The following is a 26,800-nucleotide window of genomic DNA, read 5'->3' as shown; positions in this document are numbered from 1 at the left end:
ATGAAAACTATGACTTTCTTACCCTAGTATTATACCATACAATTATGAACATTCTTTGAATATTCAGAATATTAAGCAAAAGTTAATACTTCCTTAATTTTTTTCCAAAAAACGTATTGACATTTTCCAGTATAATGCTATAATGGCAAAAGAATATTAAAGAAAGAGAGGTAAAAATTATGTTTAGATTAACAAATGCAGTATCTGCAACACACACAAACTTAATACAGCAATCTATGCGTGAGAATACCTCCTCAGTCGTTATTGTACGATTATAAAGTGAAAACATTTATCGTATTATATGAATGATTTTTAGTCGTGGTAAACTTACCACGACTTTTTTTTGCGCTTTTTGAGGGGGGCCGTTGTTTACAGGTTCTTAAATTGTTATCTTCCTATGCCATGTTCAGAAAAGATAACCTTTTACGCCACAACAAAATCGCCAGGTTCGATTTTTACAGAGAAATCTGTATTACTTGTAAACACGGATTGTTGCATGAAGGAAACAAAAACAAGACATTTGACAGAAAGAAGGGAGTATTTCATGAAAAAGATATCAAGATATGTTATGAAGTATTGGTACGCTTACGTATTTGCCATAGCTTGTATGACTCTAAGCGTATCTCTTGATATGCTTACACCACAAATAACCGGTAGTTTTATTGATGATGTAATCATCGGTGGAAAAATGGAGTTGTTTAACCGATTAATACTGATCATTTTATTAATCGGTGTTGGACGATGTATTTTCCAGTATTTTAAAGAATATACATTTGACAGCGTTAGTTCAAAAATTGGATTAAACATTCGTAAAGATTTGTTTAACCACATTCAAAAGTTATCGATTAGTTTTTTTGACAAAACAAATACAGGTGAACTTATGGCACGTGTAAAAGATGATGTTGACCGTATTTGGGATGGATTAGGTTTTGTTGGAATGCTTATCATTGAGGTAATCATCCACACGACCATAGTTCTAACTTGTATGTTTCGTATTAGTCACAAATTATTTATAATACCATGTATTGCAATGCCACTGGTTGCAATGTTTGCAATTATAATGGAAAGAAAATTAGATTCCATTTATGAAGAAATCAGTGAAGAAAATGCAAATCTGAATACCATAGCACAGGAAAATCTATCTGGTGTCCGTACGGTTAAAGCTTTTGCCAGAGAGAAATTTGAGATTAAGAAATTCTTATCTCATAACAATCGTTATTACGAACTGAACATGAAGCAATCCAAAGCTTTGGTTCGCTATCAACCATTATTTCAGTTTATTACTAAGTTACTTCCAATCGTGGTAATCATTTACGGCGGAATTCTTACAATCAATGGTGAAATTACCGTAGGTGAATTAAGTGCATTCTCTATCTACTCCACAAACATTGTGTGGCCAATGGAGATGTTAGGCTGGTTAACAAACAGTTTTTCTTCTGCTATTGCTTCAACAAAGAAAATTCGAAAACTATATACAAATGTTCCAGAGATTAAAGATCCAACGGACCCAATTGTTATTGGTGATATTAAGGGAATCATCGATTTCAACCATGTATCTTTTGAACAGAATAATAAGAAAATACTTGATGATATTACGTTCCATGTTGATGCCGGCAAAACCATAGGTATTATGGGTGCTACTGGAACAGGAAAATCTTCTATTATTAATATCCTGCAACGATTCTATGACGCAACGGAAGGTACCATCCGTTTAGATGGCGTTAATATTAAAGATCTTACTTTGAAAGAATTGAGAAGTAACATATCTTTAGTAATGCAAGATGTATTTTTATTCTCGGATACCATCAAAGATAATATTAAGATGGGTAAGAAATATGAAGTAAGTAAAGAAGTATTGTTAGAATCTGCTTCCTATGCGCAGGCAGATCAATTTATTGATAAATTAGAGCATAAATATAACACCGTCATCGGTGAACGTGGAGTTGGACTTTCTGGCGGGCAAAAGCAACGTATTAGTATTGCCAGAGCTCTTGCTAAGAAGACACCAATCCTCGTACTTGATGACTCCACATCTGCACTAGACATGGAGACAGAACATGCCATTCAAGAAGCTCTTTTAGAATTAAGAGATACAACGAAATTAATAATTGCTCATCGTATCTCTGCAGTACGTAATGCAGATGAAATCATTGTACTTGAAGATGGTGGTAGTATTGCCGAACGCGGTACGCATGAGCAGCTCCTTGCTAAGCATGGTCTCTATTATCAAACCTATATGAGCCAATATGGGGACTATTTAGAAAGTAAACAGGAGGTGACACAGTAATGGCAGTTGACTCTTACAAAAGCGATGAAGCCTCAACGAATACAAGCAAAGTGGCCACATTGTTACGTCTTTATCGCTACATGTTAAAGTATAAATTTAAAATAATATTCGTACTACTTATTATGGGTATCTGTGTAGCAATTGCATTGATCAACCCACTACTTATAGAAGCAGCCATTGATGTTTACATTAAGAACAAAGATACAGAGGGACTTATCAAACTTGGTATCTTCGCTTCTATTATTAACATCATTATGGTTTTGTTAATAAAAGTTCGTATGTATATTATGTCGAAGATCTCCAATGAGATTCTATTGGTTGTTCGACAAGAATTATATACACACATTCAAAAACTAAGTTTTAGTTTCTTCGATAGCAGACCAACAGGTAAAGTGCTATCAAGAATTATCGGTGATGTTAACTCATTAAAAGAAGTACTGACAAATAGTGTAACAACTCTGATTCCAGATTTTATTACGGTATGCGCCGTTGTTATTATTATGTTAGTAAAAAATTATAAACTTGCTCTTGCAGCATTGGTAAGTTTACCACTTATGGCTGTTGGAATATACTGTGTACAACGGTTCTCTCACTTACGTTGGAGAGTATTCCGTAAGAAGAGTGCTAATGTAAATGCCTTCATTCATGAAGATTTATCCGGCATTCGTATTATTCAAAGTTTAACAGCTGAGGAAGAAACAGCAGAAACATTTGATCATCTGTTGAAGGAACATCGAGATAGTTTCATTCATGCTGTACGTCTTAACGATTCCATTGGACCAATCATTGATCTATGTTGGGGAATCGGCGCTGCATCCCTGTATTTTGTGGGAATTAAAATCTTAAAAATTGGTCCTGATTCCGTTGGTTTACTTGTTGCTTTTGGTACGTATATCTCCATGTTCTGGAGTCCAATTCTTAACTTAAGTAACTTCTACAACCAGTTAATTACCAATATTGCTGGTGCAGAACGTATTTTTGAAATCATGGATACAGAGCCCGATATCGTAGACGATAAAAATGTTCAGAATCTTCCTGATGTAAAAGGTGATATTCGATTTGAACACGTTAGCTTCTCCTACGATGAAGATAGCCTTGTCTTAGATGATGTGTCTTTCGATGTAAAGGCGGGTGAGACCATTGCCCTTGTTGGTCCAACCGGTGCTGGAAAAACGACCATTGTGAACCTAATTAGCCGTTTCTATGACATTCAAAAAGGCAAGATATTTGTAGATAACTATAACTTAAAAGAAGTATCCATTGAGAGTCTTCGACAACAAATGGGAGTTATGACACAGGATAACTTCTTATTCTCAGGTACGATCAAGGAAAATATCCGATATGGACGACTTGATGCAACCGATGAAGAAATTATAGAAGCTGCAAAAGCAGTCAATGCACATGATTTTATTATGAAGTTGGAAAAGGGATATGATACCGAATTAAAAGAAAGAGGAAGCGGATTATCGATTGGCCAAAGACAGTTGCTTGCATTTGCAAGAACCATGGTTTCTAAACCAAAGATCCTGATCTTAGATGAAGCTACTTCTAGTATTGATACACAAACCGAACTTCTTGTTCAACAAGGAATTGAAAACCTGCTAAAGGGACGTACATCCTTTGTAATTGCTCACCGTTTATCAACCATTCAAAAAGCAGATCGAATCTTTGTTATCGATAACGGTAATATTCAGGAGCAAGGAAATGCAAAAGAACTTCTTTTGAAAAAAGGTATCTATTACAATTTATATATGGCACAGTTTAAGAATATTGAATAATACACGTATAGAATAGTATTCAATGAGAATAGTATACTCATTGAATACTATTCTCATATATTATATGAATGAATTAAGTAATACAAAAAGAGCGCTTACACATTACTCACATTGAGTAATTGTGGGGGCGCTCTTTGTTTTATTTAAACAGCCTTACTTATTATTAATACCATATAAAGGATCATCTTCTCCTACTGGATCCTCCTCAATATATTTGGCAAATACTTTGTAAAAAAAGAATGATTGAATATAAGCAAGTAAGGAAAAACCAATTAATATGGCAATAAGATCTGCTGCTAAACTTACATAAAACAAGTATACAAATCCACCAGTAATCGCCACACATATCATTGTATAAGGAAATAGATGTCCAATTGCCATTGCGGCAGCATTACGAATATTTAACCATATTGAATTTTTTAATTTTGCTTGTACAGGAAAGATATATAGGACTGTAATAAGATACACAAATAAAATACATGCATTTACCCCTGTCATCATTATGCGAATACCTCCTTTGGCAACTTTAAGCCAAAAGTATAGATCCAGTCCCAATATTGCCCCAACCACTACAACAAGCAACCATATTAATGTGGAAGAAAGAAGATTTTGCTTAAATGACCTAATAAATTCGGATACAACATAACCATCTCCATACCGAATAGAACGAAGTGTTACATGATATAATGCCGTTGTTGCCGCTCCAATCGTAACGATTGGTATGCAACAAAGAATATAGAGTATATTTAACAGAAGTAGATCTGCCATTTTATTAACAAATCGAATTACAGGACTATCCATAAGCATACTATGCTTCCTCCTTATGTATAATAGCAAATCAGACTGTTGTAAAATCGTGTGGTACACGTGCAACAGTCTGATTATATTTACTTAATTCCACTAATTGCAATGGATTCAATAATCATCTTCTGGAATACAAAGAATAATAACATCGTTGGGATCATGGCAATTACAGAAGCAGCCATGATTAATGCATAATCACTTTGTATAGCATAATACGAATTAAAGGAACGAATTACTACTTGTAATGTCCAATTTTTCTCAGAACGCAAGAAGATTGTAGGTGCCAGGTAATCATTCCATATTCCCATAAACCACAACATTAATTGCGTAGCTAAAGCACCTTTCATTAATGGCAAGAATATTTTATAGTAAATCTTAAAATAACCACATCCATCAAGTTTTGCTGCTTCCATTAAATCATTTGGTATCCCAAGTAAATTCTGTCGTAAGAAAAAGATAATACTTATATTACCAAAGAAGCCGGGTATGATCAATGGTAATAGCGAATTTGTCCACCCTAACTTTGTAAACATAACAAACTGTGGGATCATTACTACGGCAAATGGAATCATAATTGTTGCTAATAAGGCTAAAAATACAATTCCATTTCCACGAAACTTCATTTTCGCAAAGCCAAAAGCGGCTAAAGAAGATGTAAATCCACCTACCAGCAATACTGGAACAGCTACTTTAATAGAGTTTAGCATACCAGATAGGAAAGAACCTTTGGACAACACCTCACTATATTTGCCGATCAATACGGGGTTTGGTATTACTGTTAAGGTTCCCGATAGAATTTGGTTTTTTGTCATAAACGATGTTGCCACCATATATATTAAAGGAAATACCATGCATACTGCGCCTAAACTCAGTAGGATAAAGATCAATATATTAAATGTTTTTTTCTTCTTCGTAACTAGTCCGGAACTTTCGTAATCTTTATGTCTTGCCATGTTCTTTCCCCCCTTTATTCCATTGTTTTAACCCATTTATTTTGACCAATAAAATTAAATGCGGTAATAATGAAGATAATAATTGCTAAGATTACAGCCAATGCACAGCCATAACCCAATTGTGCATTACTAAATGCTTTATCGTAGAGATAATATACGACTGTTGCGGCACTATAATTAGTACCTCCTGTGCTTGTCATTACTTGGACTTCTACAAATACTTGGAAGCCACCGATTAAGCTTGTGATTAATATGTAAAAACTAACTGGTGAAACCAGTGGAAAGGTAATATTTCGAAACTTATGCCAACCGTTGGCACCATCAATTTCTGCTGCTTCATAATAGGTTCTTGGTATGTTCTGCAATCCTGCCAGATATAAGATGATAGAAGTGCCAAGACCTTTCCAAACCATAAAGATAACCAAGGCAACTTTAACCCATGTCTCATCTCCTAACCAGTTTGGACCATGCATACCTGTTAACGCTTTGTAAATTGTATTGAATAAACCATAGTCATAATTATATACCCATGCCCACAAGATTGAAACTGCCACAAGGGATGAGACTACTGGTACATAATACATTGTTCGTAAAACTCTTACGCCTGGTATCTTTCGATTCATACCAATGGCAAATAGCAACCCTAAAATCATTCCAATTGGAATACCGATTAAATAAATAATCGTTGTGGTTAACGTTTTCCAAAACTTTTCGTCTTTAAATATTGCAATATAGTTATCAAATCCGCAGAAGTTATCAACAAGAGAATTCATACCAGTCCATTTACTCATACTGGCAAATACTGCAAAGCAAATTGGATAAGCCATGAATAATAAAAATCCTACTAAAGGTATACTTATAAATAGCCATGCCCATCTTTCTTCTCTTTTTGCCATTTTAGACATTCTTCTGCTTTGTTTTCTCTTCATTTCGCCCATATCCATCATCGCTCTTTCATTAAGCAGAATGCCCATTAAGGGCATTCTGTAGAATATTTACCAGTTACTTTTTATTTCTTTGCTGAATTCTGTAACTCAATTGCATTATCAAGCGCTTCCTGCATCTTTGGCTGCACTTCTGCACAATAATCATCTACGGAGATCTGTCCACTTAAAACATTTGGCATGCCTTCTAAGAATAAATCCCACCATTCACTGTTATATGTATAAGTTGTTTCTGTGAATAAACCTTGGTATTTGTCATTACCTTCAATATAACCAAAGATTACATCTACATTTTTTGCATATGGAATTGTACCATCTGCAATTTTTTCTTTATATGTAGTCTGTGCATAATCCATGATATTTGGGATTTGTAATGCTTTTCCTGTTGTTTCACCACTTAATGCTTTTTGTCCTTCTTCATCTGTTGATAATGCCTGGATCAACTCTGCGCACAATTCAGGATATTTTGTTTTTGAAGAAATAGCAAAACCTACAGAAGCCGTCCATGCTGTTGATTTTCCATTGCCAGAAGGTCCAACTGGCCAACCACATAAATCCCAGTTATATGGAAATGTTGCATTATCCATAAACGCAGCCACATCCCATGTACCACATGCATAGAAACCAACTTGACCATCTAACCATCTTTGGTATCCACCAAGTGCAGTATCCTGCTCTACACTAGGAGTAACTTGGTATTTTACCGTTAAGTCTGTATAGTATTGAAAAGCTTCTTTAAATTGTGGTGAATCTGCAATAACGACTTTGGTATAATCATCATTTAAGAAAGTTGCACCATTTCCATAAACATAAGGAGTAAATCCAAATGCATTCGCATTGGCAACACCCCATTGATCTAATTCACCATCCCCATCTTTGTCTTTCGTTAGTGCTTTACACACTTCAACGAACTCATCATATGTATAAGGATTTTCAGGGTCTGGATAATCTAAACCAGCTTCATCAAATAAGTCTTTGTTATATGCAAATGCAAAGCATGATAAATCCTTTGGTAGGCAATATAAGGATCCTTGGCCAATGGTACTACCATCATACTTATATGCATTTACAATGGTTGGCCACAAATTGCTTACTGCTGTCTGGTCAACTAAAGCATCCAGTGATTGTACATATCCATTGTCTACATAGCTTCGAACAGATTCTGGTCCAACATAAAAAATATCTGGTAAATCATCAGCAATCATTGCAGCTGTCATCTTTGTAGCATATTCATCTTGCGTTGTAACTTCAAAGTTTACTTTTTTAATTACATCACTATGTGTATCAGAAAATTGTTTAATTAAATCTTGATAAACCGCCTTTTCATGATCCTGTGCGTAGATGAGGATATCAATTGTTGCATCTCCTTTACCTTTCATCTCTTCTGTTGTGGTGGTATCTTCTGTTTTTGAAGAAGTTTCTCCTGTGTTTTCTGATTTTTGTACTTTGCAACCGGTTAGTAAAGTTACCATCATTGCCATACATAATACCAGTGATGTGAGTTTTCTTTTCATAAATACCTCTCCTTTTCTATTCCCAATTTGAATAAAACATATCACTACATTTCCCCCACAATACCCAGGTATATATTTACAACATACACTCCTTATGGATATTTTGCCTATTAATCCTCTCGTTTTATATGTTTTATTAGTTATATTATATAATGGGCATAAATCGATGTCAATAATTATTTTATGTTTTTCTAAATTATTTTATGTTTTTATTTTTATTGTTAAGTATATTATTTTAGTTTAAAAAACATCCTTTGTACGACTTTCGCTTGACTAAAAATATATGCAAATAGTATAATATTATAATGTATTTAGCATTTATAACTAGAACGTAATTGTAGCAAACTGAGTTAACGAGAAAACTTTGGAGGAATCCTTTCATTTCCTAACACTTCACTTGGCTCTGATGCAATACAAGTACGTAAATAAGGAGATGTTTCCATGTTACATATCAGCTCTCTCGATGAAGGGATTGAACTATTCAAAGCACTTGGTTCAGATATTCGTGTGGAGTTAATTAAGCTTTTACTCGAAAACAAGCGCATGAATATGAATGAACTGGCTACTAAACTGAATATTACCAATGGTGCATTAACTGCCCATATCAAGAAATTAGAATCTTGTGGAATAGTGACAACCTCCAACGAAACTTCTGGACATGGCAACCAAAAGATTTGCTCCATTCATCTTGATAAAATTGTAATTGATCTGGATAACCAGGAAGAGATTCAGAATGTATACACAACAGAGATAAAAGTAGGGCACTACCGCAACTGCCTTGTCTATCCTACTTGTGGCTTGGCAAATGCGAATAAACTAATTGGCGAAGTGGATGACAAACGTTATTTTTCACACCCTGATCGCTATAGTGCCGATATACTATGGTTTTCAAAAGGCTTTGTAGAGTATGAGGTTCCTAATTTTATTCCTTGCTCTCAGAAGATCACACAAATCATGATTTCTGCAGAACTTAGTTCTGAAGCACCTGGTATTAATAATGTATGGCCATCTGACATCTGCTTCTATCTGAATGACGTATGTGTTGGATCGTGGGTATCACCAGGTGATTTCGGTGATGTAAAAGGCATCTTCACTCCTGACTGGTGGTTCCCTAATTGGAATCAGTATGGTCTTTTAAAACTCCTTGTAATTAATAAAGATGGTACGTATATTGATGGACTTAAGATTTCCGATGTTAACATTAATGAGTTTAATCTAGACTATCGCAGTAAAATTACTTTACGATTAGCCGTTAATGATGATGCTGAACATGTTGGTGGTCTTACCATCTTTGGTAAAACCTTTGGTAATTACGGACAAGATATTAAAGTATCCCTTAATTATTGTCCAATGACTGAGTAAGTACCAACCTATACGTTCTATAAGATATCTTAATAATAAAATGGTAAATTAAAATATTAACGGGAAGAAGCTACAGCGTATTACTGCTGTAGCTTCTTCTTTGTACTGTTCTATTTCTATTGTTTAACATACTGGACAAACCAGAGACTCTCATTATTCTCTCCAACTGCACTAATACATAATGTGGCGTTACCTGCTTCATCCTCCATCTCTACAATTACACCTTTATAGACCACGTTCCCCATTTTAATCGTTACATAGTTGCTATTTGGCTGTACTTCGTATTCTGCTTTTTCTTCATCCTTCGTAAATGTTCCTTTTCCATTAAATTGTACGCATTCTGCTGTATGTACCGTAGAACCAATATCCGTTCCGTGATTAACAAGATAAAATGATCCTTTTAGATTTTCTGTCTTATACCCTGTTTCAGAAACTTTTTCTCCTACTGTCGCAAATGGTAATATAACAAACCAGTCATCTTCATTTAAAACCATTTGATGTACTCTTGGCTCAAAGTACTCTCCATTTTCTGCAAAACGTTGATGATAGGTAATATAGTATCGGCCATCCTTATCCCGAAATGTTGACTGTCCCCCTGGCGCCATATAGGTATAATTTAAACTTGGGAAGGTATAGTTTCCCATTAGCTTTACTCCATAATTAGAGTGATCCTCTTGGTCTTCTAATGTATTTCCTTCTGCATCCACATATGGTCCTGTCGGTTCTTTACTACGAAAGACACGAATCTGGTATCCTCCCTGTTGCTTTAATTCTCCATATGACAGGAATAGATAGTAGTACCCAGTTTCTGCACTATACTCTATGTATGGTCCTTCTATGGAATGATGTCCGCCACCAACCAAACGTACCCCATAATACGCATCTACACCTTTTTCTTCCTTTTGCTGCGGATTAATTGGATAACCAGTTTCCGGATCTATTTCTAACAAAAAGATTCCCCCAGACCATGACCCATATACCATCCATATCCGGTCATCTTCTCCCTTTACAATTGCTGGATCAATACAATTTGGCCATTGTTTATTATTATATCCTCCGTATTCAAAATACCGACTTGTATCTGCATCTTTTCCAAGTATATCGTATACATTTGTCGTTTCAATATCTTTCTTTGAATAACCGGAATCCAATAAGATAGCCTGGTGTGTATAAGGTCCTTCTATCTGATCGGCAGTAGCCATACATATACTGGATTTTATATAAGAAGAAGTGGTACAGTAGTACATAATATATTTGTTCATTCTTTCATTATAATATACATTTGGTGCCCAAACAGAGTATCCATTTTCCGCATTTTTCCCTACAAAAGAGAAAGCTTCCATTTTCTCTTCGAACAGATTATCAAACAATGGATTACTTTGATCAACCCCTTGTGCAAAGTAATCCCATTCTCTTAAGTTGTTGGACTTTGCCCCTATCATATGACTACCAAACATATAGTATGTCCCATCCTCTCCTACAACAATCTCTGGATCATGGCATGAAACAGTTACACGGAATCCACCTTTTTTAATTTGATCTTCCGATAGTTCATTCATTTGGTCCTCTCCTTTTTTACATCCCGACAGCAAACATACCGTAAGAATGATTATTATACCAATGCTACAATACCTTCCCTTCACCATACCCTCCTATTCCTCATACGAAAAGACAGGTTTTCCACCTTCATCCCATTTGATTCGCATTAACTGAGCATGCCGATTGGGATTATACAATGGATTATCACCCACTTCTGACTCTTTTCTCGCATGATATACCATGATTGGTTCATCTTTTTCATTCACCGTAAAACTATTATGTCCAGGTCCATAGATTTGTAGTTTTTCATCTGATTTTAACACGGGATATCGTTCTTTTTTCCATGACAGAGGATCTAATAAATCTGTTCCACTGGTTGCACATAACATCCCTAGACAATACGCAGGTCCTGTATCACTGGCAGAGTATGTTAGAAAAATCTTATCATTATGTTTGATTACCGCTGGTCCTTCATTTACCCAGTATCCAACCCGTTCCCAATCATAGTCAGGGGTCGTAAGCATTACCTGTACAGTCATTAACTCATATGGTGTTTTCATCTTTGCTATATATAGATTGGAAATCTGCTTTCCAACACCAACCTTTTCTGCCCATACATAATAAAGTTCTCCCTGATCTTCAAAAACAGTTGCATCTAAGGAAAATGCTTCAAAGGAGAACTTATCCTCTTCTGCCCGTCGCATTTTTCCTTTTTCAATCCAATCATCCCGAATTGGGTCCTGCCCGCTACACTCTAATACATATGGTCGGATCTTCCATACATCTTCCTGTTCTCCTCCTGCAAAATATATGTACCATTTTCCTTTTAAATAATGCAATTCTGGAGCCCATATATGTTTGCTCATTGGTCCATGATCGTGTTTCTTCCATATAATATGCTCTTTAGCTGTAGCTAGTTCTTGAAGACTATATCCTCTTCTTAAAATTATACAGTCATACTCTGGAACAGAAGCAGTAAAATAATACACACCATCTGTATGACGATATACATAAGGATCTGCTCTTTGTAAAATCCATGGTTTATTGTATATTAGCTCTTTATTCATCTTATCCTCTTTCTTTGCTATATTTTCTTTGATTCAATTACGTTATCTCCCCATTTGTATTGAATCTTATGTACCATTAATTATTTACTATTATCTAAATTATTTTAATTTTATCACATTCTTTTATTTGCCGTCAATATTTCTCCCTATATTTATTTACTTTTTATTAAATTATTTTATATTTATATATGATTTATAGTATACATATATCTTACCTTATTACGCAAAAACCTCTATATAAGCTACATTTAGATTAAACAAACTAAAGATAGCCTATATAGAGGTTTTTATTCATTGTAATTATGTACTTTTAAGACAACCAACATCGTCCAGATAGGAAAAACTAATGTTTTCTAACTAATTATTTGTCTGTATCCTTCATAGATTTTATAACTTAAATTTCTTTACTTGGTCCTCAAGGGTTGTTACTATTGTATTTAAACCAGATGACCTTTGTGCAATATCTGAAATAACAACATTTACTTGTGATGCATACGCAGATGTTTCCTCTGTTCCTGCTGCATTTTCTTCTGCTATAGCTGTTAATTCCTGTACCACATCTACCACACCAATTCTAGCATGATCAATATCCTTATTCTTTGTCGTAATGTCACCAATGGATGTGATTGAATCATCTACCCCTTTCTTTACTAGAGCAAAGATTTCATCTGTTGCCTCAACCTTCTTATTCTGTTCTTCCATGATTGCCTTTACTTCTTTCATTGTATCTACTGCATTAGAAGAATCTTGTAACAAGGATTCGATAATAATATGGATTGCCTGTGCTGAATTATTGGACTGTTCAGCAAGTTTTTGGATTTGGCTTGCCACAACAGCAAAACCTCTTCCTTGCTCACCTGCTCTCGCTGCCTCTATTGATGCATTTAATGATAATAGATTTGTCTCTTCTGCAATATTTGTTATGATATCTAAGGCTTCTTTTATCTTTAATGCCGAGTCATTCGTAACGTTAGTCTGGTGATATATGGTTTCAATATACGCAGTAGCACGGTGGTTTGTTTCACTTAACTCATTTAAAATCTGTACTGCCTGATCACTAGAACTCTTAATCGTTTTTGTACTATCATTCAGTACTGTGATCTTTTCCATCGTTTCCTGTACAAGATTTCCCATTGTAGCAACATTTTGTGTTGCCTTTTGGGTTTCCTCAGCTTGTGAAACTGCTCCCTGAGCAATATCAGTTACCGCTTTTTCAACCTGTCCAATTGCATTTCTTGTAGAGTCTGTATTCTTTTCAAGTTCTCCTGCAGAATCTGATAAATGTTCTGTTTGTACTTGAATATCATAGATTACTTCCTTTAATTTTTCATGAAGGGTATCTACACCACGGCTAATTGAACCACACTCGCCTTTCATTTTAACGAGCTTTTTCAATTCTATATCATCACGAAAATCTAACTCTGCTGAATTACTAAGAATTTTTGTTAACTTTTTAATTGGATTTGCAATCGATCCTGCTACAATGAATGCAATAAATCCACATAAAACAAGACTGAATACATTTCCCCTTGTTAGTCGGTGTTTCATCAGTTCAACATCGGAGAACATCTCGTCTTCATCTACTGTAATAATAATTAGCCACTCTGCATTATCAATAGGTGCATATCCAGAATATTTTTGTTTTCCTCTATATTCGTACCTTTTAACTGTCTGCTCTGGGATTTTTCCGTTATTCCATTTTTCTAGAACGTCCTTAATTACGCTATTCTCAACTGGTTGTCCAATCTTTTCCTGTGTAGGATGATAGATCATTGTTCCATTCTTATCGACTATATATATGTAAGAACTCTCCATACCATTTACGTGATAATCATGGTACATAGCAGATAATACATTGGCGGTAATTGCTTCTTTACCTTCTGATGAAATTTTATAGGTTAATACCTGTTCTTGAAGTCGTATGATATCCTTAATATAAGACTTTGACATTGTGGTGATAGAGGATTTCGTAATTGGCATTACCGTGAACATTGCATTGGTTGCCGTTAACATAATTGAAAATATCCCCAACATTAAGATTCGGAACTTCATTGAAAAAATAATACTTTCTCTTTTATTTTCCATTTACCATTGCCCTTCTTTCATTTATATGACTCAATTTTACATAAAAGGTCATCTATTGTCAATATTTGATAGGGCTAATAGTACGAATTACCTCCTTTTCGGTAAGGTTACAATAAAACTGGATCCCTTGGTATATTGGGACCGTACCCGTATATTACCAGTGTGTTTAAGAATAATTAACTTTGCAATGGAAAGTCCCAACCCATGTCCACTGATTTTTCGATCTCTAACATGGTCTGAACGATAGAAGCGATCAAATATATTATCAATATCTTTTCTTGTCATACCTATTCCGGTATCCTCCACAGAGATTACACAAGCTCCATCCTTATTCTCACATGATATATAGATGAAATCCCCATCTGAGGAATACTTAATGGCATTATCTACAAAAACACGGATTGCTTGCTTTAGTGCCTGCTTATCTCCGTATACAACTACATCCTCCAGCGCTTTTGTTTCAATGTGACGATTGACTGCAACCATTTTTGTTTCTTTTAGCATATCTTCTACTACAATACGCATATTAAACTTATGCTTTTCCAACTTTAATGTTTTCTTGTCATGGCGTGATAAGAATAATAACTTTTCAACCAGTTCCTGCATGGATTTTGATTCATTCTTAATGGCTTCTATTGATTCTTCTAAAACTGCTGGATCTTCTTTTCCCCATCGATCTAGCATATTCACATACCCTTGAATAACGGCAATCGGTGTTCGAAGCTCATGGGATGCATCCGATACAAACTGTTTTTGACTTTCATAAGAAAGTTCAATTCGATCAAGCATCTGGTTAATTGTCTCCGCCAAGTCTTTTAACTCATTCTTCGTTCCTGCCAGATTAATACGCTCACTTTGTAATGTGTTAACCGTCAATCGGTTGGCTAATCTCGACATTTCTTTAATCGGCTGATATAACTTTTCGTCTCCTTTTTTTCCATATATAATAACGCTTGCAATTAAAATTGCTAATAGTAGGATGACAAATGGAAGCAAACGGCTAAGTAATAATCGTTCACCAGTTAAATCAAACTGAAAATACAAATCATATTGTGTGTCTGCAATCTTTACTATTGTTTTATCCTTTACTACCAGAATCTTCTGTCCATCTACATAGCCATAGAAAACTTTATTAAATAAACTATTCCGCCTGGATACATCATGCTCAATGTCAGAATACAAAATCTGCTTTGTATCAGCATTAACAATACGTAGTGATAATCCTTCTAGAAAGTATGGATTTTTTTCATCAAAATCTTCTATATGAATTTCTTCCTGTTTAAGGTGGTACACCATTTGCTTTTCGAGATTCTTACAGTCATATGCTGCAATCCCAAGATAAACTGCTATAAATAAAAAACAAAATACTACGCTATTTATAATTAATAATCTTAAGTAATTAAGGGATATTCGAAAAGCAATCGAAAAATAAAACTGGCTAAAAAAGAGTTCCATTCGTTTCCGAATGGGAACTACTGTACGAATTAAAATTCTTCTAATACCCTCAATAATCTTACTTTTCATCTTTTATTATATACCCCACTCCACGTACCGTACTAATCATATGAATACCGTATTTATCATCGATCTTTTGTCTTAAATATCGTACATAGACGTCCACTACATTGGTATCTCCTAGGTACTCATAATCCCAAACATTATTCAAAAGCTGTTCTCTTGTCATCGCAATGTTTTTATTCTTAAGTAAGTATTCCAATAGTTGAAATTCCTTTTTTGTCAATACAACCTCTTCCTGGTCGTACGTCACCATATGACTACTTAGATTTAAAACTAGTTTTCCCATTTGCAGGGTTTCTGATTTAACAGCAGCATTAACTCTTCGGTTTAATGCAACACGAATTCTTGCGAGTAACTCCTCTATGGCAAAAGGTTTTGTCATATAATCATCTGCCCCCATATCAAGGCCTGCCACCTTGTCAGTTACATCATCTTTTGCCGTTAACATGATGATTGGAACTTGCCTTCCTTCCTGACGGACTCTACGACATACCTCTAGTCCACTAAGTCCTGGAAGCATAACATCTAAAATGACTAGATCCACATCTTCCTGCATTGCCTTTTGATATCCCTGCCTGCCATCCCCGGCAATTTCTACTTCATAGCCTTCATATTTCAATTCCAGTTCCAAAAAACGTGCAATTTTATTTTCATCTTCTACAATTAATATTTTCGCCACAACAATATCCTCCTTGCCTTATTTCCCTTATTGTATCATTCTTTTTTCTATTTTCCTATATCTATTAGCAAATCTTGCTAGTATTGTCATTTTATTATGAAGGTAATTAATAATCACTTAATAATCACATTTTTCAAAAAATCTGCTTATTTCCCTTTCACAGCATAATATAGAATTGACTAACTTCCAAAAATAGCGTATAATTCACTGTACCAGGTGAAAGCTTTAAAGCTTTAAATTCAAACAAATTTATTACGTTAAAGAAGGGAAAAGGGATTATGAAAAAAGCAAAAAAAGTAATATCAGCTTTATGTATTCTTACTTTCGCTATTACAGCATTAACTGGTTGTGGTAGTTCAAAAAAGAATGCAGACACGAATAATGTTGATGCTTCACAAACGGTAGCGGATGACGCATCAGATTCTTCCAAATCAGATTCAGGTAAAAAATATAAAATAGGTGTTTCTCAATATACAACACACGACGCATTAGATTCTGCTTATAAAGGATTTGTAGATGGTCTTGCAGAAGCAGGTTATACAGAAGGTGATAACATTGAATTTGACTTTCAGAATGCACAAGGTGACGCTTCTAACTGTAATACAATTGCTTCTAAATTAGTGAATGATAATCCTGACTTAATCTTAGCAATTGCAACACCAGCTGCGCAATCTTTAGCTAATGTTACAAAGGATATCCCAATTGTTGTAACTGCAGTTACCGATCCTGCTGACTCGGGTATTGTTGAAACGAATGAAGCTCCTGGCGGTAATATTACTGGTACCTCCGATCTTAATCCTGTTAAAGAGCAGATGGATCTTTTGCTTCAATTACTACCAGATGCTAAAAAAATTGCAATTTTATACTGCTCCAGTGAAGCTAACTCAAAGTTCCAGGCAGACCTTGCTGCAGAAGCTGCTGCTAATGTAGGCTTAGAAACACAGGAAGCTACCGTATCCAATACAAATGATATTGAACAAGTTGTTCAATCTTTAGTGGGTAAAGTAAATGCAATCTATACTCCTACAGATAATACCATTGCATCTGGAATGTCAACAGTAGCCATGGTTGCTAACTCAAATAACATTCCGATTATCTGTGGCGAATCTGGTATGGTTGAAAATGGTGGTCTTGCTACATATGGAATTAACTATTACAATCTTGGTAAACAAACTGCTACTATGGCAGTGAAGATTTTAACAGGAGAATCCAAACCAGCTGATATGCCTATTGAATATCTTGACAACATGGACTTAACAATTAATGAAGAAGTTGCCGCACAACTTGGTATTACGATTCCTGATGAATTAAAAGCAAAGATGAACCAGTAAGAACGGATAAACTGCATAAACTTGTGAATTTTAATTTACACATATTACTTATAAGAATAGCCCCCGTTTTTAATAATAATTATTAAGAGATGGGGGATATTCTCTTTTCTCTTTTATATTTTGTATTGCTAGTGCGTGTAATAAAGCAATACGTCGTATCTTGAAAGTAAAACAAAAGATTATAGGAGGTATTTATGGATATTCTATTAGCTATGCTAAGTGCATCCGGTCAAGGTCTTTTATGGGCAGTATTGGCACTTGGTATTTATATTACATTTAAAATCTTAGACATTGCAGATATGACATGCGATGGTAGTTTTGCTCTAGGTGGCTGCCTAAGTGTAACATTAATTGTATCGGGTTGGAATCCCATTCTAAGTTTACTTATGTCAATACTTGCTGGTATGCTAGCTGGTCTTGTAACAGGTTTTTTACATACAAAGCTTAAAATCCCTGCAATTCTTGCTGGTATCTTAAGTATGATTGCACTCTACTCCATTAACTTACGGGTTCTTGGTCAGCCCAATGAATCGTTACTTAAATCTGACACCATTGTCACATTAATTAAAAAACTTATCCCAGACTCCATTATGAATTCTGTCAAATACTCAACAATGAACTCCTTTATTGTTATAGGGATTGGTATTGTATTTTGTATAATACTTTGCTGTATCCTATATTGGTTTTTTGGCACAGAAGTAGGTAGTGCTCTACGTGCAACGGGAAGTAATGAAGATATGATCCGTGCACTTGGACAAAATACAGACCGAATGAAGATTCTTGGTTTAATTATCAGTAATGGTCTAATTGCGCTCTCTGGCGGTCTTGTTGCACAAAGTCAAGGTTATGGTGATGTAATCATGGGGCAGGGATCCATTGTTATTGGTCTTGCCTCCATTGTTATTGGCGAAGTTTTCTTTGGACGAAAGATTTCCTTCGTTAGTAAACTACTATCTGTAATCTTTGGTTCCGTTGTCTATCGTGTGATTATTGCAATCGTATTACAGCTTGGATTAAACAATAATGACCAGAAGTTATTTACGGCTCTTATTGTAGCTATCGCTTTATCTATTCCTGTAATTAAAAATTCGAAATTTGGTATGTTTGTTAGCCAGTTGGGTAACAAAATCAAATGTTCTAAATTTGGTCTGGGTATAAAGAAATTATTTGGACGTAAGAAAAAAACCAACACAGTAATCACAAGTAGTAAATAATCTACAGGGAGGAAAATGATATGTTATATATAGAAAATCTGCATAAAACGTTTAATGCAGGAACAATCAACGAGAAACATGTATTAAAAGGTGTAAACCTTCATCTACATCCTGGAGATTTTGTTACAATCATTGGCGGTAATGGTGCCGGTAAATCCACTTTGCTTAATATGATTGCTGGTGTATATCCTGTAGACGATGGCTCATTAAAACTTGATGGAATTGATATTACCAAACAACCTGAATATATCCGTGCCAAATTGTTAGGTAGAGTATTCCAAGATCCTATGAAAGGTACTGCTGCCAACATGGAGATTCAGGAGAATCTAGCGCTGGCTTATCGCCGTGGAAAAAAACGTGGACTTAAATGGGGTATTAGCGCACAAGAAAAGCAAAATTATGTAGAAGCATTAAAGACATTGGATTTAGGTCTTGAAAATCGCCTTTCTTCCAAAGTTGGTCTATTATCTGGTGGACAACGACAAGCCTTAACTTTATTAATGGCTACATTAGTAAAGCCAAAGTTACTTCTCCTTGATGAACATACTGCTGCTCTTGATCCCAAAACAGCAAAGAAAGTATTAGACTTAACAGAACATATAGTGGATGAAAATCAATTAACTGCTCTTATGGTCACTCATAACATGAAAGACGCCATTCATATTGGAAACCGTTTGATCATGATGCATGATGGAAACATTATCTATGATGTAGCTGGAGAAGAAAAGAAGAATCTAAAAGTATCGGATCTATTACAAAAGTTTGAACAAGCAAGTGGTGGCGAATTTGCCAATGACCGTATGATGCTTGCATAAGCAATACAATATTTTATACAGGCAAACATGTATGTTTAACTAAAAAACAACCAAGTATAGAAAGAATACACAAGGTACTCTTTTATACTTGGTTGCTTTTTTATTGTATTCTAGTTCTCTATCTTGTTTGACTTCTACGATTGAGAATATAGATTAATCCAAATAATACACATATTGCAATAATAAATGGAACCAATATGGTCTTCATAATTCCCATTAGAATATACCCAACTACACAGCTACTAGCCACTACACTTGCATATGCTAACTGCGTAGAGACATGATCCATATGATTACAACCAGCACCAGTTGAGGATAGAATGGTTGTATCGGATATTGGGGAGATATGATCACCATATACAGAACCTGCTAATACCGCTCCCAAAACTGGATAAAGTAACACACTTGTTGATGGAGAAGAGCAGATCGCCGCCCCAATTGGTATTAATAATGCCATGGTTCCCCATGATGTTCCTGTTGCAAATCCCAAGAACGCAGCAATGACAAATACCATCACTGGTAAGATAAACAATGGGAAATTTGCATCTTGAACAAGATTTCCTACGTATCCACCTGTATTAAGATATTCCGTACTACAGATTCCACCAATTGTCCATGCCAATATCAAAATTAAAAATGCTGGGACCATGGATTTTACTCCATCTGATATTCCTTCCATAAATTCACGAAAAGACAGGATTTTACGAATGGCATACTGAAAGAATGTAAGTACCAAGGCTCCAAAACTACCAAGAACTAAAGATAGAGAAGAATCTGAATATCCAAAAGAAGAAAAGAAGCTTTGTTCTCCTGTAAAACCTCCTCCTGTATATGCCATTGCTAATACCGTGAACACAATAAGGGATAAGATTGGTATTACTAGATCTATAACCGTTCCTTTTGCTTTTTCTTTTCTCTCTTCCTGGTCAATAATTGGTTTTCCTGAGAATACATCCCCATTGTCCATTGCATTTTTCTCAAAAACTGCCATTGGTCCAAAATTAACATTGGTTAGACAAATGATTAATACCATCATAATTGTCAAAATTGCATACAAGTTATAAGGAATGATTTTAATAAATGTTGACATTCCATTCCCAGCCCCTGCGTCTTGTATATATGTTGCTACAGAGGCTCCCCAACTTGACACGGGTGCAATAATACAGATTGGTGCCGCAGTTGCATCTATTAAATACGCTAATTTTGCTCTACTAATACGATGTTTATCCGTTAACGGTTTCATAACCGTTCCTACTGTAAGACAATTAAAATAATCATCAATAAAGATAAAACAGCCCAGTGCTGATGTGGCCAATGCAGCCATTTTTCTCGATTTGATCTTATTTGCTGCCATTGCTCCATATGCTGCCGAACCACCACCCATCGTAACTACTGCTACCAATGCGCCAAGTAGTGCAAGAAAGATTAGTATATAAACATTCTCTCCCATCTTTTCTCCCATCACTTCAAATGTCGTGACAAGCATATCTAAAATATTACCATTTCCATAAATTAAAGCGCCAACTAAGATTCCTGTTAATAAAGAAGTGATTACTTCCTTCGTCAGTAAGGCTAAGATAATGGCAATAAGCGGTGGGAGTATTGACAAAAGTCCATAATTTGCTGCTTCTAAAACATCCATTCCTTTTTCCTTTCATTCATGTTATTAAAAAAGACTTTGTTCTCAATATTGTTACACTTAAGAACAAAGTCTATTTTCTACACGATCTAAAATATAAATCAATATAGTTATAACATGAATAAAAATTCATCGCAACATGTAGTATTTTCCATTGTTTATGTTTGGATATTTTCTTGCTTTATTTGGTTATTTTCTTGTTTTTATATGGAGTTTTTTCTGTCCTTCTTGAATATTTATTCTGTTTTTCTTAAAAGTTTTATTGATTTCTTTCCTCATTGTCTTTGTTTAATGGTTCTACATAGTTACTATTTGGTTGTATATATTGATTATTATTCTGCTTTGAATTTTTTATTTTTTTCTTTATAAGTATAGCAGCAACAATAAGTATTCCTCCCCATATTAATACATATGGAATGTTTGTTACTAACCATACTACAAAAGCTGTTACATCATCTTTTATATCTTGAATGGTATTTTCAAGTCCGGTTTTCATCTTACTCCAAACTGATTTTTGATCAACAGTAGGTGTATAATGGATTACTTCCTCAATCGAGATATCTACTGTACTGTATTCTATCAAATTATCATATGAACGAAGCTGCGACTCATAAGACTCTAACTGGTATCGAATTTCTGTTAACCGGTTTTCTAATACAATAATAGATTCCAGATCATCTGCTTTTTCTATTAACGCAAGTAAACGTTCCTGTTCCACTTTAAGAACTTTAATGTGACTTTCTGTGTCAACATAGTTAAGTGTTACATCCTCTGTAGACATATTCTTAGATACAACGTTTCCCTCTTTACTGACACCATTGACAAATGTATCTAACTGTGCAGAAGGTATACGGATCACCATGCTGCAATAACGATTTGAATTACTTAGTAGATCATTCATGTTAATGCTTTCTGCATACCCTCCAAGGGCTGCAACTTGTTTTTCAATGGATTCAATTAAACCATCAAACTCTTGTGTTTCTAATGCCATAGATATACGTCTAATAATCTTTCGATTGGTTTCTACACTTACACTACTTGATGTCTCTGATTCAGTAGTTGTAGAATCTGCTGTAGCATTTTCACTAATTGATTCCTGTTCTGACATTCCTTTCGTTTCGGCCATATCATAGGCTTCTTCATAACTGGTAGTGTATTCGTCGCTCTTACTCATATTTGAGTCACTGCGCCCACAACCAGCTAGTAAAACACTAATTCCTAATAGAAATGCACCGATTCTTACTTTGTATCTTCCTCTTCTCATCATAAAATCCCTCCTGCTAATTATCTATGTTTCTAATAATTAGACGAGAGAGATTCTATAAAGGTTCCATAATAACTATAAATTACTTACCCCTGCTTCTACATCTTCTGCAGTTACTGAAATTCCTCTATGAGGAACAGAGGTTGAGAATACAATCTGTGTTTTCGTTGTTCCAAACTTTTGGAGCTGTCCGATAAAAGAATCAAGTTCCATTGTACTTGGAAAACATACTTTGATTAACATAGAATAACTTCCTGTTACACAATTGCATTCAATTACATTGGGGCAATCTTGTACAAAGGGATAAAAGGTATCTTTTTTCGTAGGTGACATCTCCAGGTTAATAAATGCTGTAATATGATAGCCTAACTTGATTGGGTTAATACTGGCATGATAACCCGTAATAATATTTTCCCGCTCTAATCGCTCGATTCGTGCAGCAACTGCTGGTGAAGATAAAAATACTTTTTCTGCCAGTTGTTTGAGTGAATATCTTGCATTTTCCTGTAACAAACCAATAATTTTTTTATCAATCTTATCCATAACCATTCCTCCTATTATTTGTTTTATGTACAATCAACATTCTTCTCTTTTTTATTTACATAAAAAAATTAAGTAAAACGAAAAAAAAGCATAGGTATAGCGCCTATGCTTCTTTGCAATCTTTTTTTTCGTATTAATTTTCTTTATTATACAATGTATATTTTATTTTTTCAACCATTTTAAAAAATTTTCTTATGTTCATATTCGAACTTGGTTTTCTATATTCCTTATTCAAAATACTATGGACTATTTCTTATAATGGTCTTTATCTCTTTTTCTATTCTTTGACTCTTGTATATTCTAAATATGTACAATTATGAACACAAAATGTTAATGGACCGTTCATATTTCTTTCATAAACGCTACATACCTAATACACATTTACTTGTTATTATATAACTATCAAATAAGTTAATTATCTTTTATATAGATTTTTTTTCATAACATCCCCCCTCTTAGGAGCCGCCGACGGCTCCTCCTTTTTTTGTATTTTTATAAAACCTTTTCTATGTTATACAAAGCATTGAGTACCAGCCAGTTTTGTGGGAAGTACTTCATAATGTTCCAGTAGCTTGCTCCATTAAAACCATACTCATTTACTAATCGCAGTTTCGCCTCTATACTTCTAGCATCTTCAAACCATACCACATGTTCCACTCCATCTGATCTTTGATAATTATAATATGGTGCCATCGCAACTTCATCAAACATAATTGTTGCACCATATTGTGCTGCTTGCTCTACTGCTGCAACATTGCTTAATGATTTTGCTCGTGATTCACCTCGAATAAATGGCAAAGCCCAGTCATATCCATAGTTTGGTATACCCATAAAGATCTTGGAAGGATCGATTTCTGTAACAGCATAGTCCAATACTTCCCTTACCTTATTTATTGGCGCTACAGCCATTGGTGGACCATATGTATATCCCCATTCATAAGTCATTAACAGCACATTATTTGCCGCCTCCCCTAATCCCCGATAATCGTGTCCTTCATACAACAGACCCGGTTGATCAGATGAAATTTTGGGTGCTAGTGCTACAATAACCTTATATCCTTCTGCACTTAATCTAGTGGTCACATTTCGTACAAAGTCCACATATGCCTGTCTATCATCTGGATAGATGTATTCAAAATCAATGTCCAGTCCATAGTACTGTTTATTTTCTAAGTTTACTAATATATTGTCAATCAAACGATTCTGTGCTTCTTGATTATTTAGTATCTGATTTGCTAATATGTTACTAAAACTTCCTTCCGATGTTAATGTTGAGATTAACATTAGTGGGGCTACCCCATAGTCTCTTGCTAATTGCACAACCTTTTCATCATCAATTCCAATTAATTCTCCTTCTGGCGTAAATCCATAAGTAAATACAGTTACATAGGTTAAAAAAGGCAAGGTCTTTACCAACACCTCTGTATCAATATAGGGATATAGATACCCATTGACTTCCATACTCCCCAACTTTTGTTCTTCGTAAGAAATCACAATCTGCTGTCCTACATATAAGTATGGGAAATCAGCAAGTCCCGGATTATTTTGTAATAACGTTATTACACTTACTCCGTTTTTCTGAGCCACGGATAGTAAGGTATCGCCCTCCACCACAGTATAAATGTTGCTCGGGAACAAAATTACTAGTGTCTGTCCTACTACTAAGCTATTGGGATTGGTCAATTCATTATCTTCTATGATTCGATTTGGTGTGGAACCATACTCTTCCGCAATACTATAGATTGTTTCTCCTTCTCCCACTACATGAATTACCATATGTACTCCTTTCCTAAAAAAGGATCATGATAATTTCTGCTTTCATGATCCTTCTTTCTATCCATTACTTGACCATCTGATATATTTATACCCTAGTATATGTCAGGTTCCCATTGACTTAGAACTTTTGGTTTTCTGCTTTTTCACTTGCTGGTAAAGTAATTCGAAACAAATGTCGAACGAGCAACTTAAAATTAAATGGAATTAGAGGATATAGATAATTCCGTCCAGCAATGGTTCCATTACATGCGATTGCAAGAATGGTTACTATTATACCTCCAATAAATCCCCATACATGGAATAATCCAGTCAAAATAAGTAGTACAAGTCGCATGAATTTTAGGGCATACCCCAATTCAAAACTTACCTGTGAATAATTTGCAATGGCAACAAATGCCATATAAAGCATTACTTCTGAATTAAACCACCCAGAACTCACCGTAAAATCCCCTAAAATCAAAGCAGCTACAACACTAAATGGCGTACTTAACATACTCGGTGTATTCAGTGCAGCTAATCGCAATCCATCTATGGAGAACTCCAGAATTAAAAACTGAACAAGAATGGGAATATTAATGGTATCCTTAATTTTAATAAATTGTAAACTCTCAGGAATCCACTCTGGATGCTGCATAAGAAGTAAAAATGTTGGTGTTAAGATAAGTGCTACAATATTAATAATAATACGAGACAATCGAAGATACGTTCCTGTAATTGGTGGAAAATAATAGTCATCTGCCTCTTCCATAATTCCGAAAAGTGTTGTAGGAAGAATCATAACAGAAGGGGAGTTATCGACCATGACAGCGATTTTTCCCTCTAATACAGAAGCAGACGCAGCATCTGGCCGCTCTGTATAGCGAAATTTTGGAAAGGGATTTAGCCAACTCCCCCGATAGAGACATTCTGCTAAACTTTCCTGATTCATTGTCAGAGCATCAATCTTTATGGACTGAATTTTGTCCAATACCTTTTTTAATAGTTTCTCATCTACTCGGTCTTTCATATAGCATACAGCAATATCTGTTTTTGAAGAGTTTCCAACTGACATCATTTGCATAATTAATTGTGGATTTCTTATTCTTCTTCTCATCATAGCAGTATTCAATACAAGTGTCTCTACAAATCCATCCCGAGACCCTCGCATAACTTTGTCTTTATCAGGTTCCTCAACACTTCTCTGAGGATACGTTCTACAATCAATTTCAAAAACCTGATCAAACCCATCAATGAAAAGACAGGTCACCCCAGATAAGAGCTTGGTTATAATGGAGGGGAATTCCTTATCCAGATCCACTTCACCATAAGGAATTAGCTTTTTTTTAAATTCATCCGCGCTACAAGACAGATCTTCTTCTTTTAAAGCAAGTAATTTTTCCATGAGTTTTTCAATAATGTCGTCCTTAGCAAACCCATCAATAAAATACAAAACGCCTTCTTTTTGTCCTAAACGAATCTCTCGATTTATAATATCAAAATTATCATTAACAAATATCTCTTGGTCAAGGTATTGTATATTTGCTGAAATATCTTTACTTATGGTGTTCAACTGTTTTTACCATCCTTTACTCTTTTATCCTTTATTGTCTGCTTTATTCCATAATTTATTCGTATTAATTCAATAGAGTCCTTTCTTCTCCTTAAGTTGGAGAACTTTCCTCGTAAATTAAAAAACACCTCTTATATCT

At 34.9% G+C, this 26,800-nt stretch carries 20 protein-coding genes; 6 read left to right on the top strand and 14 right to left on the bottom strand.

All coding sequences use genetic code 11. From position 1 onward, the window contains the following. The first annotated feature begins 544 nt into the window (after window positions 1-544). Together HBB17_RS18320 and HBB17_RS18315 are read left to right on the top strand one after the other, a co-directional pair. Window positions 545-2,287 carry an ABC transporter ATP-binding protein gene (locus tag HBB17_RS18320; protein ID WP_167958943.1) on the top strand — a complete coding sequence of 581 codons (1,743 nt, stop codon included), beginning with the start codon at window positions 545-547 and terminating at the stop codon, window positions 2,285-2,287. Further along, window positions 2,287-4,065, top strand: a complete 1,779-nt coding sequence (locus HBB17_RS18315; protein WP_167958942.1) for an ABC transporter ATP-binding protein — start codon at window positions 2,287-2,289, stop codon at window positions 4,063-4,065. The genes HBB17_RS18320 and HBB17_RS18315 overlap by 1 nt, the downstream gene beginning before the upstream one ends. Window positions 4,066-4,218: 153 nt before the next feature. On the opposite strand, the gene HBB17_RS18310 is transcribed toward HBB17_RS18315, so the two are convergent. The 4 genes from HBB17_RS18310 to HBB17_RS18295 form a co-directional block, all read right to left on the bottom strand. Beyond that, window positions 4,219-4,872, bottom strand: a complete 654-nt coding sequence (locus HBB17_RS18310) for a YesL family protein (RefSeq protein ID WP_167958941.1) — start codon at window positions 4,870-4,872, stop codon at window positions 4,219-4,221. Window positions 4,873-4,952: 80 nt separating this feature from the next. Next, window positions 4,953-5,822, bottom strand: coding sequence for a carbohydrate ABC transporter permease (locus HBB17_RS18305; protein WP_167958940.1), 870 nt, complete (start codon window positions 5,820-5,822; stop codon window positions 4,953-4,955). A gap of 14 nt (window positions 5,823-5,836) precedes the next feature. Further along, complete coding sequence (locus HBB17_RS18300; RefSeq protein ID WP_238483797.1) at window positions 5,837-6,805, bottom strand: carbohydrate ABC transporter permease; 969 nt, start codon at window positions 6,803-6,805, stop codon at window positions 5,837-5,839. Between the two features lie 26 nt (window positions 6,806-6,831). Continuing rightward, complete coding sequence (locus tag HBB17_RS18295; RefSeq protein ID WP_167958939.1) at window positions 6,832-8,280, bottom strand: ABC transporter substrate-binding protein; 1,449 nt, start codon at window positions 8,278-8,280, stop codon at window positions 6,832-6,834. 441 nt (window positions 8,281-8,721) lie between these two features. Between HBB17_RS18295 and HBB17_RS18290 the strand changes: the two genes are divergently transcribed. Continuing rightward, window positions 8,722-9,642 (top strand): ArsR/SmtB family transcription factor, encoded by a 921-nt coding sequence (locus HBB17_RS18290; RefSeq protein WP_167958938.1) that lies wholly within the window; start codon window positions 8,722-8,724, stop codon window positions 9,640-9,642. Between the two features lie 116 nt (window positions 9,643-9,758). Here the strand turns inward: HBB17_RS18290 and HBB17_RS18285 are convergent, their stop codons facing one another. The 5 genes from HBB17_RS18285 to HBB17_RS18265 form a co-directional block, all read right to left on the bottom strand. Then, complete coding sequence (locus HBB17_RS18285; protein WP_167958937.1) at window positions 9,759-11,201, bottom strand: family 43 glycosylhydrolase; 1,443 nt, start codon at window positions 11,199-11,201, stop codon at window positions 9,759-9,761. Window positions 11,202-11,294: 93 nt separating this feature from the next. Continuing rightward, on the bottom strand, window positions 11,295-12,248 hold the full coding sequence (locus tag HBB17_RS18280; RefSeq protein ID WP_167958936.1) for a family 43 glycosylhydrolase: 954 nt from the start codon (window positions 12,246-12,248) through the stop codon (window positions 11,295-11,297). Window positions 12,249-12,635: 387 nt separating this feature from the next. Then, entirely contained in the window at window positions 12,636-14,333 is a 1,698-nt protein-coding gene (locus HBB17_RS18275; RefSeq protein WP_167958935.1) for a methyl-accepting chemotaxis protein, read from the bottom strand. Window positions 14,334-14,420: 87 nt separating this feature from the next. Further along, window positions 14,421-15,857, bottom strand: coding sequence for a sensor histidine kinase (locus HBB17_RS18270; RefSeq protein ID WP_167958934.1), 1,437 nt, complete (start codon window positions 15,855-15,857; stop codon window positions 14,421-14,423). Continuing rightward, window positions 15,847-16,530, bottom strand: a complete 684-nt coding sequence (locus HBB17_RS18265) for a response regulator transcription factor (RefSeq protein WP_167958933.1) — start codon at window positions 16,528-16,530, stop codon at window positions 15,847-15,849. Before HBB17_RS18265 ends, HBB17_RS18270 begins: the two co-directional genes overlap by 11 nt. Before the next feature lie 278 nt (window positions 16,531-16,808). Between HBB17_RS18265 and HBB17_RS18260 the strand changes: the two genes are divergently transcribed. The 3 genes from HBB17_RS18260 (at window position 16,809) to HBB17_RS18250 (ending at window position 19,890) form a co-directional block, all read left to right on the top strand. Beyond that, complete coding sequence (locus tag HBB17_RS18260; protein ID WP_167958932.1) at window positions 16,809-17,861, top strand: ABC transporter substrate-binding protein; 1,053 nt, start codon at window positions 16,809-16,811, stop codon at window positions 17,859-17,861. Between the two features lie 194 nt (window positions 17,862-18,055). Continuing rightward, the gene (locus tag HBB17_RS18255) at window positions 18,056-19,075 is read left to right on the top strand and encodes an ABC transporter permease (RefSeq protein WP_167958931.1); all 1,020 of its coding nucleotides are present in this window, start codon (window positions 18,056-18,058) and stop codon (window positions 19,073-19,075) included. 20 nt (window positions 19,076-19,095) lie between these two features. Continuing rightward, window positions 19,096-19,890, top strand: coding sequence for an ABC transporter ATP-binding protein (locus tag HBB17_RS18250; protein WP_167958930.1), 795 nt, complete (start codon window positions 19,096-19,098; stop codon window positions 19,888-19,890). A 118-nt stretch (window positions 19,891-20,008) separates the two neighbouring features. Here the strand turns inward: HBB17_RS18250 and HBB17_RS18245 are convergent, their stop codons facing one another. The 5 genes from HBB17_RS18245 to HBB17_RS18225 form a co-directional block, all read right to left on the bottom strand. Next, the gene (locus HBB17_RS18245; RefSeq protein WP_167958929.1) at window positions 20,009-21,532 is read right to left on the bottom strand and encodes a Na+/H+ antiporter NhaC family protein; all 1,524 of its coding nucleotides are present in this window, start codon (window positions 21,530-21,532) and stop codon (window positions 20,009-20,011) included. 256 nt (window positions 21,533-21,788) lie between these two features. After that, on the bottom strand, window positions 21,789-22,796 hold the full coding sequence (locus HBB17_RS18240) for a DUF4349 domain-containing protein (RefSeq protein WP_167958928.1): 1,008 nt from the start codon (window positions 22,794-22,796) through the stop codon (window positions 21,789-21,791). Between the two features lie 72 nt (window positions 22,797-22,868). Beyond that, entirely contained in the window at window positions 22,869-23,336 is a 468-nt protein-coding gene (locus HBB17_RS18235; RefSeq protein ID WP_167958927.1) for an Lrp/AsnC family transcriptional regulator, read from the bottom strand. 492 nt (window positions 23,337-23,828) lie between these two features. Further along, window positions 23,829-25,112, bottom strand: coding sequence for a glycosyl hydrolase family 18 protein (locus HBB17_RS18230; protein WP_167958926.1), 1,284 nt, complete (start codon window positions 25,110-25,112; stop codon window positions 23,829-23,831). A gap of 118 nt (window positions 25,113-25,230) precedes the next feature. Continuing rightward, on the bottom strand, window positions 25,231-26,661 hold the full coding sequence (locus HBB17_RS18225; RefSeq protein ID WP_238483796.1) for a spore germination protein: 1,431 nt from the start codon (window positions 26,659-26,661) through the stop codon (window positions 25,231-25,233). Between the last annotated feature and the right edge of the window lie 139 nt (window positions 26,662-26,800).

Origin of the sequence: Anaerosporobacter faecicola, from assembly GCF_012070565.1 — a bacterium.
Classification (GTDB): domain Bacteria; phylum Bacillota; class Clostridia; order Lachnospirales; family Lachnospiraceae; genus Anaerosporobacter; species Anaerosporobacter faecicola.
This window is presented reverse-complemented; position numbering and strand designations above follow the sequence as displayed.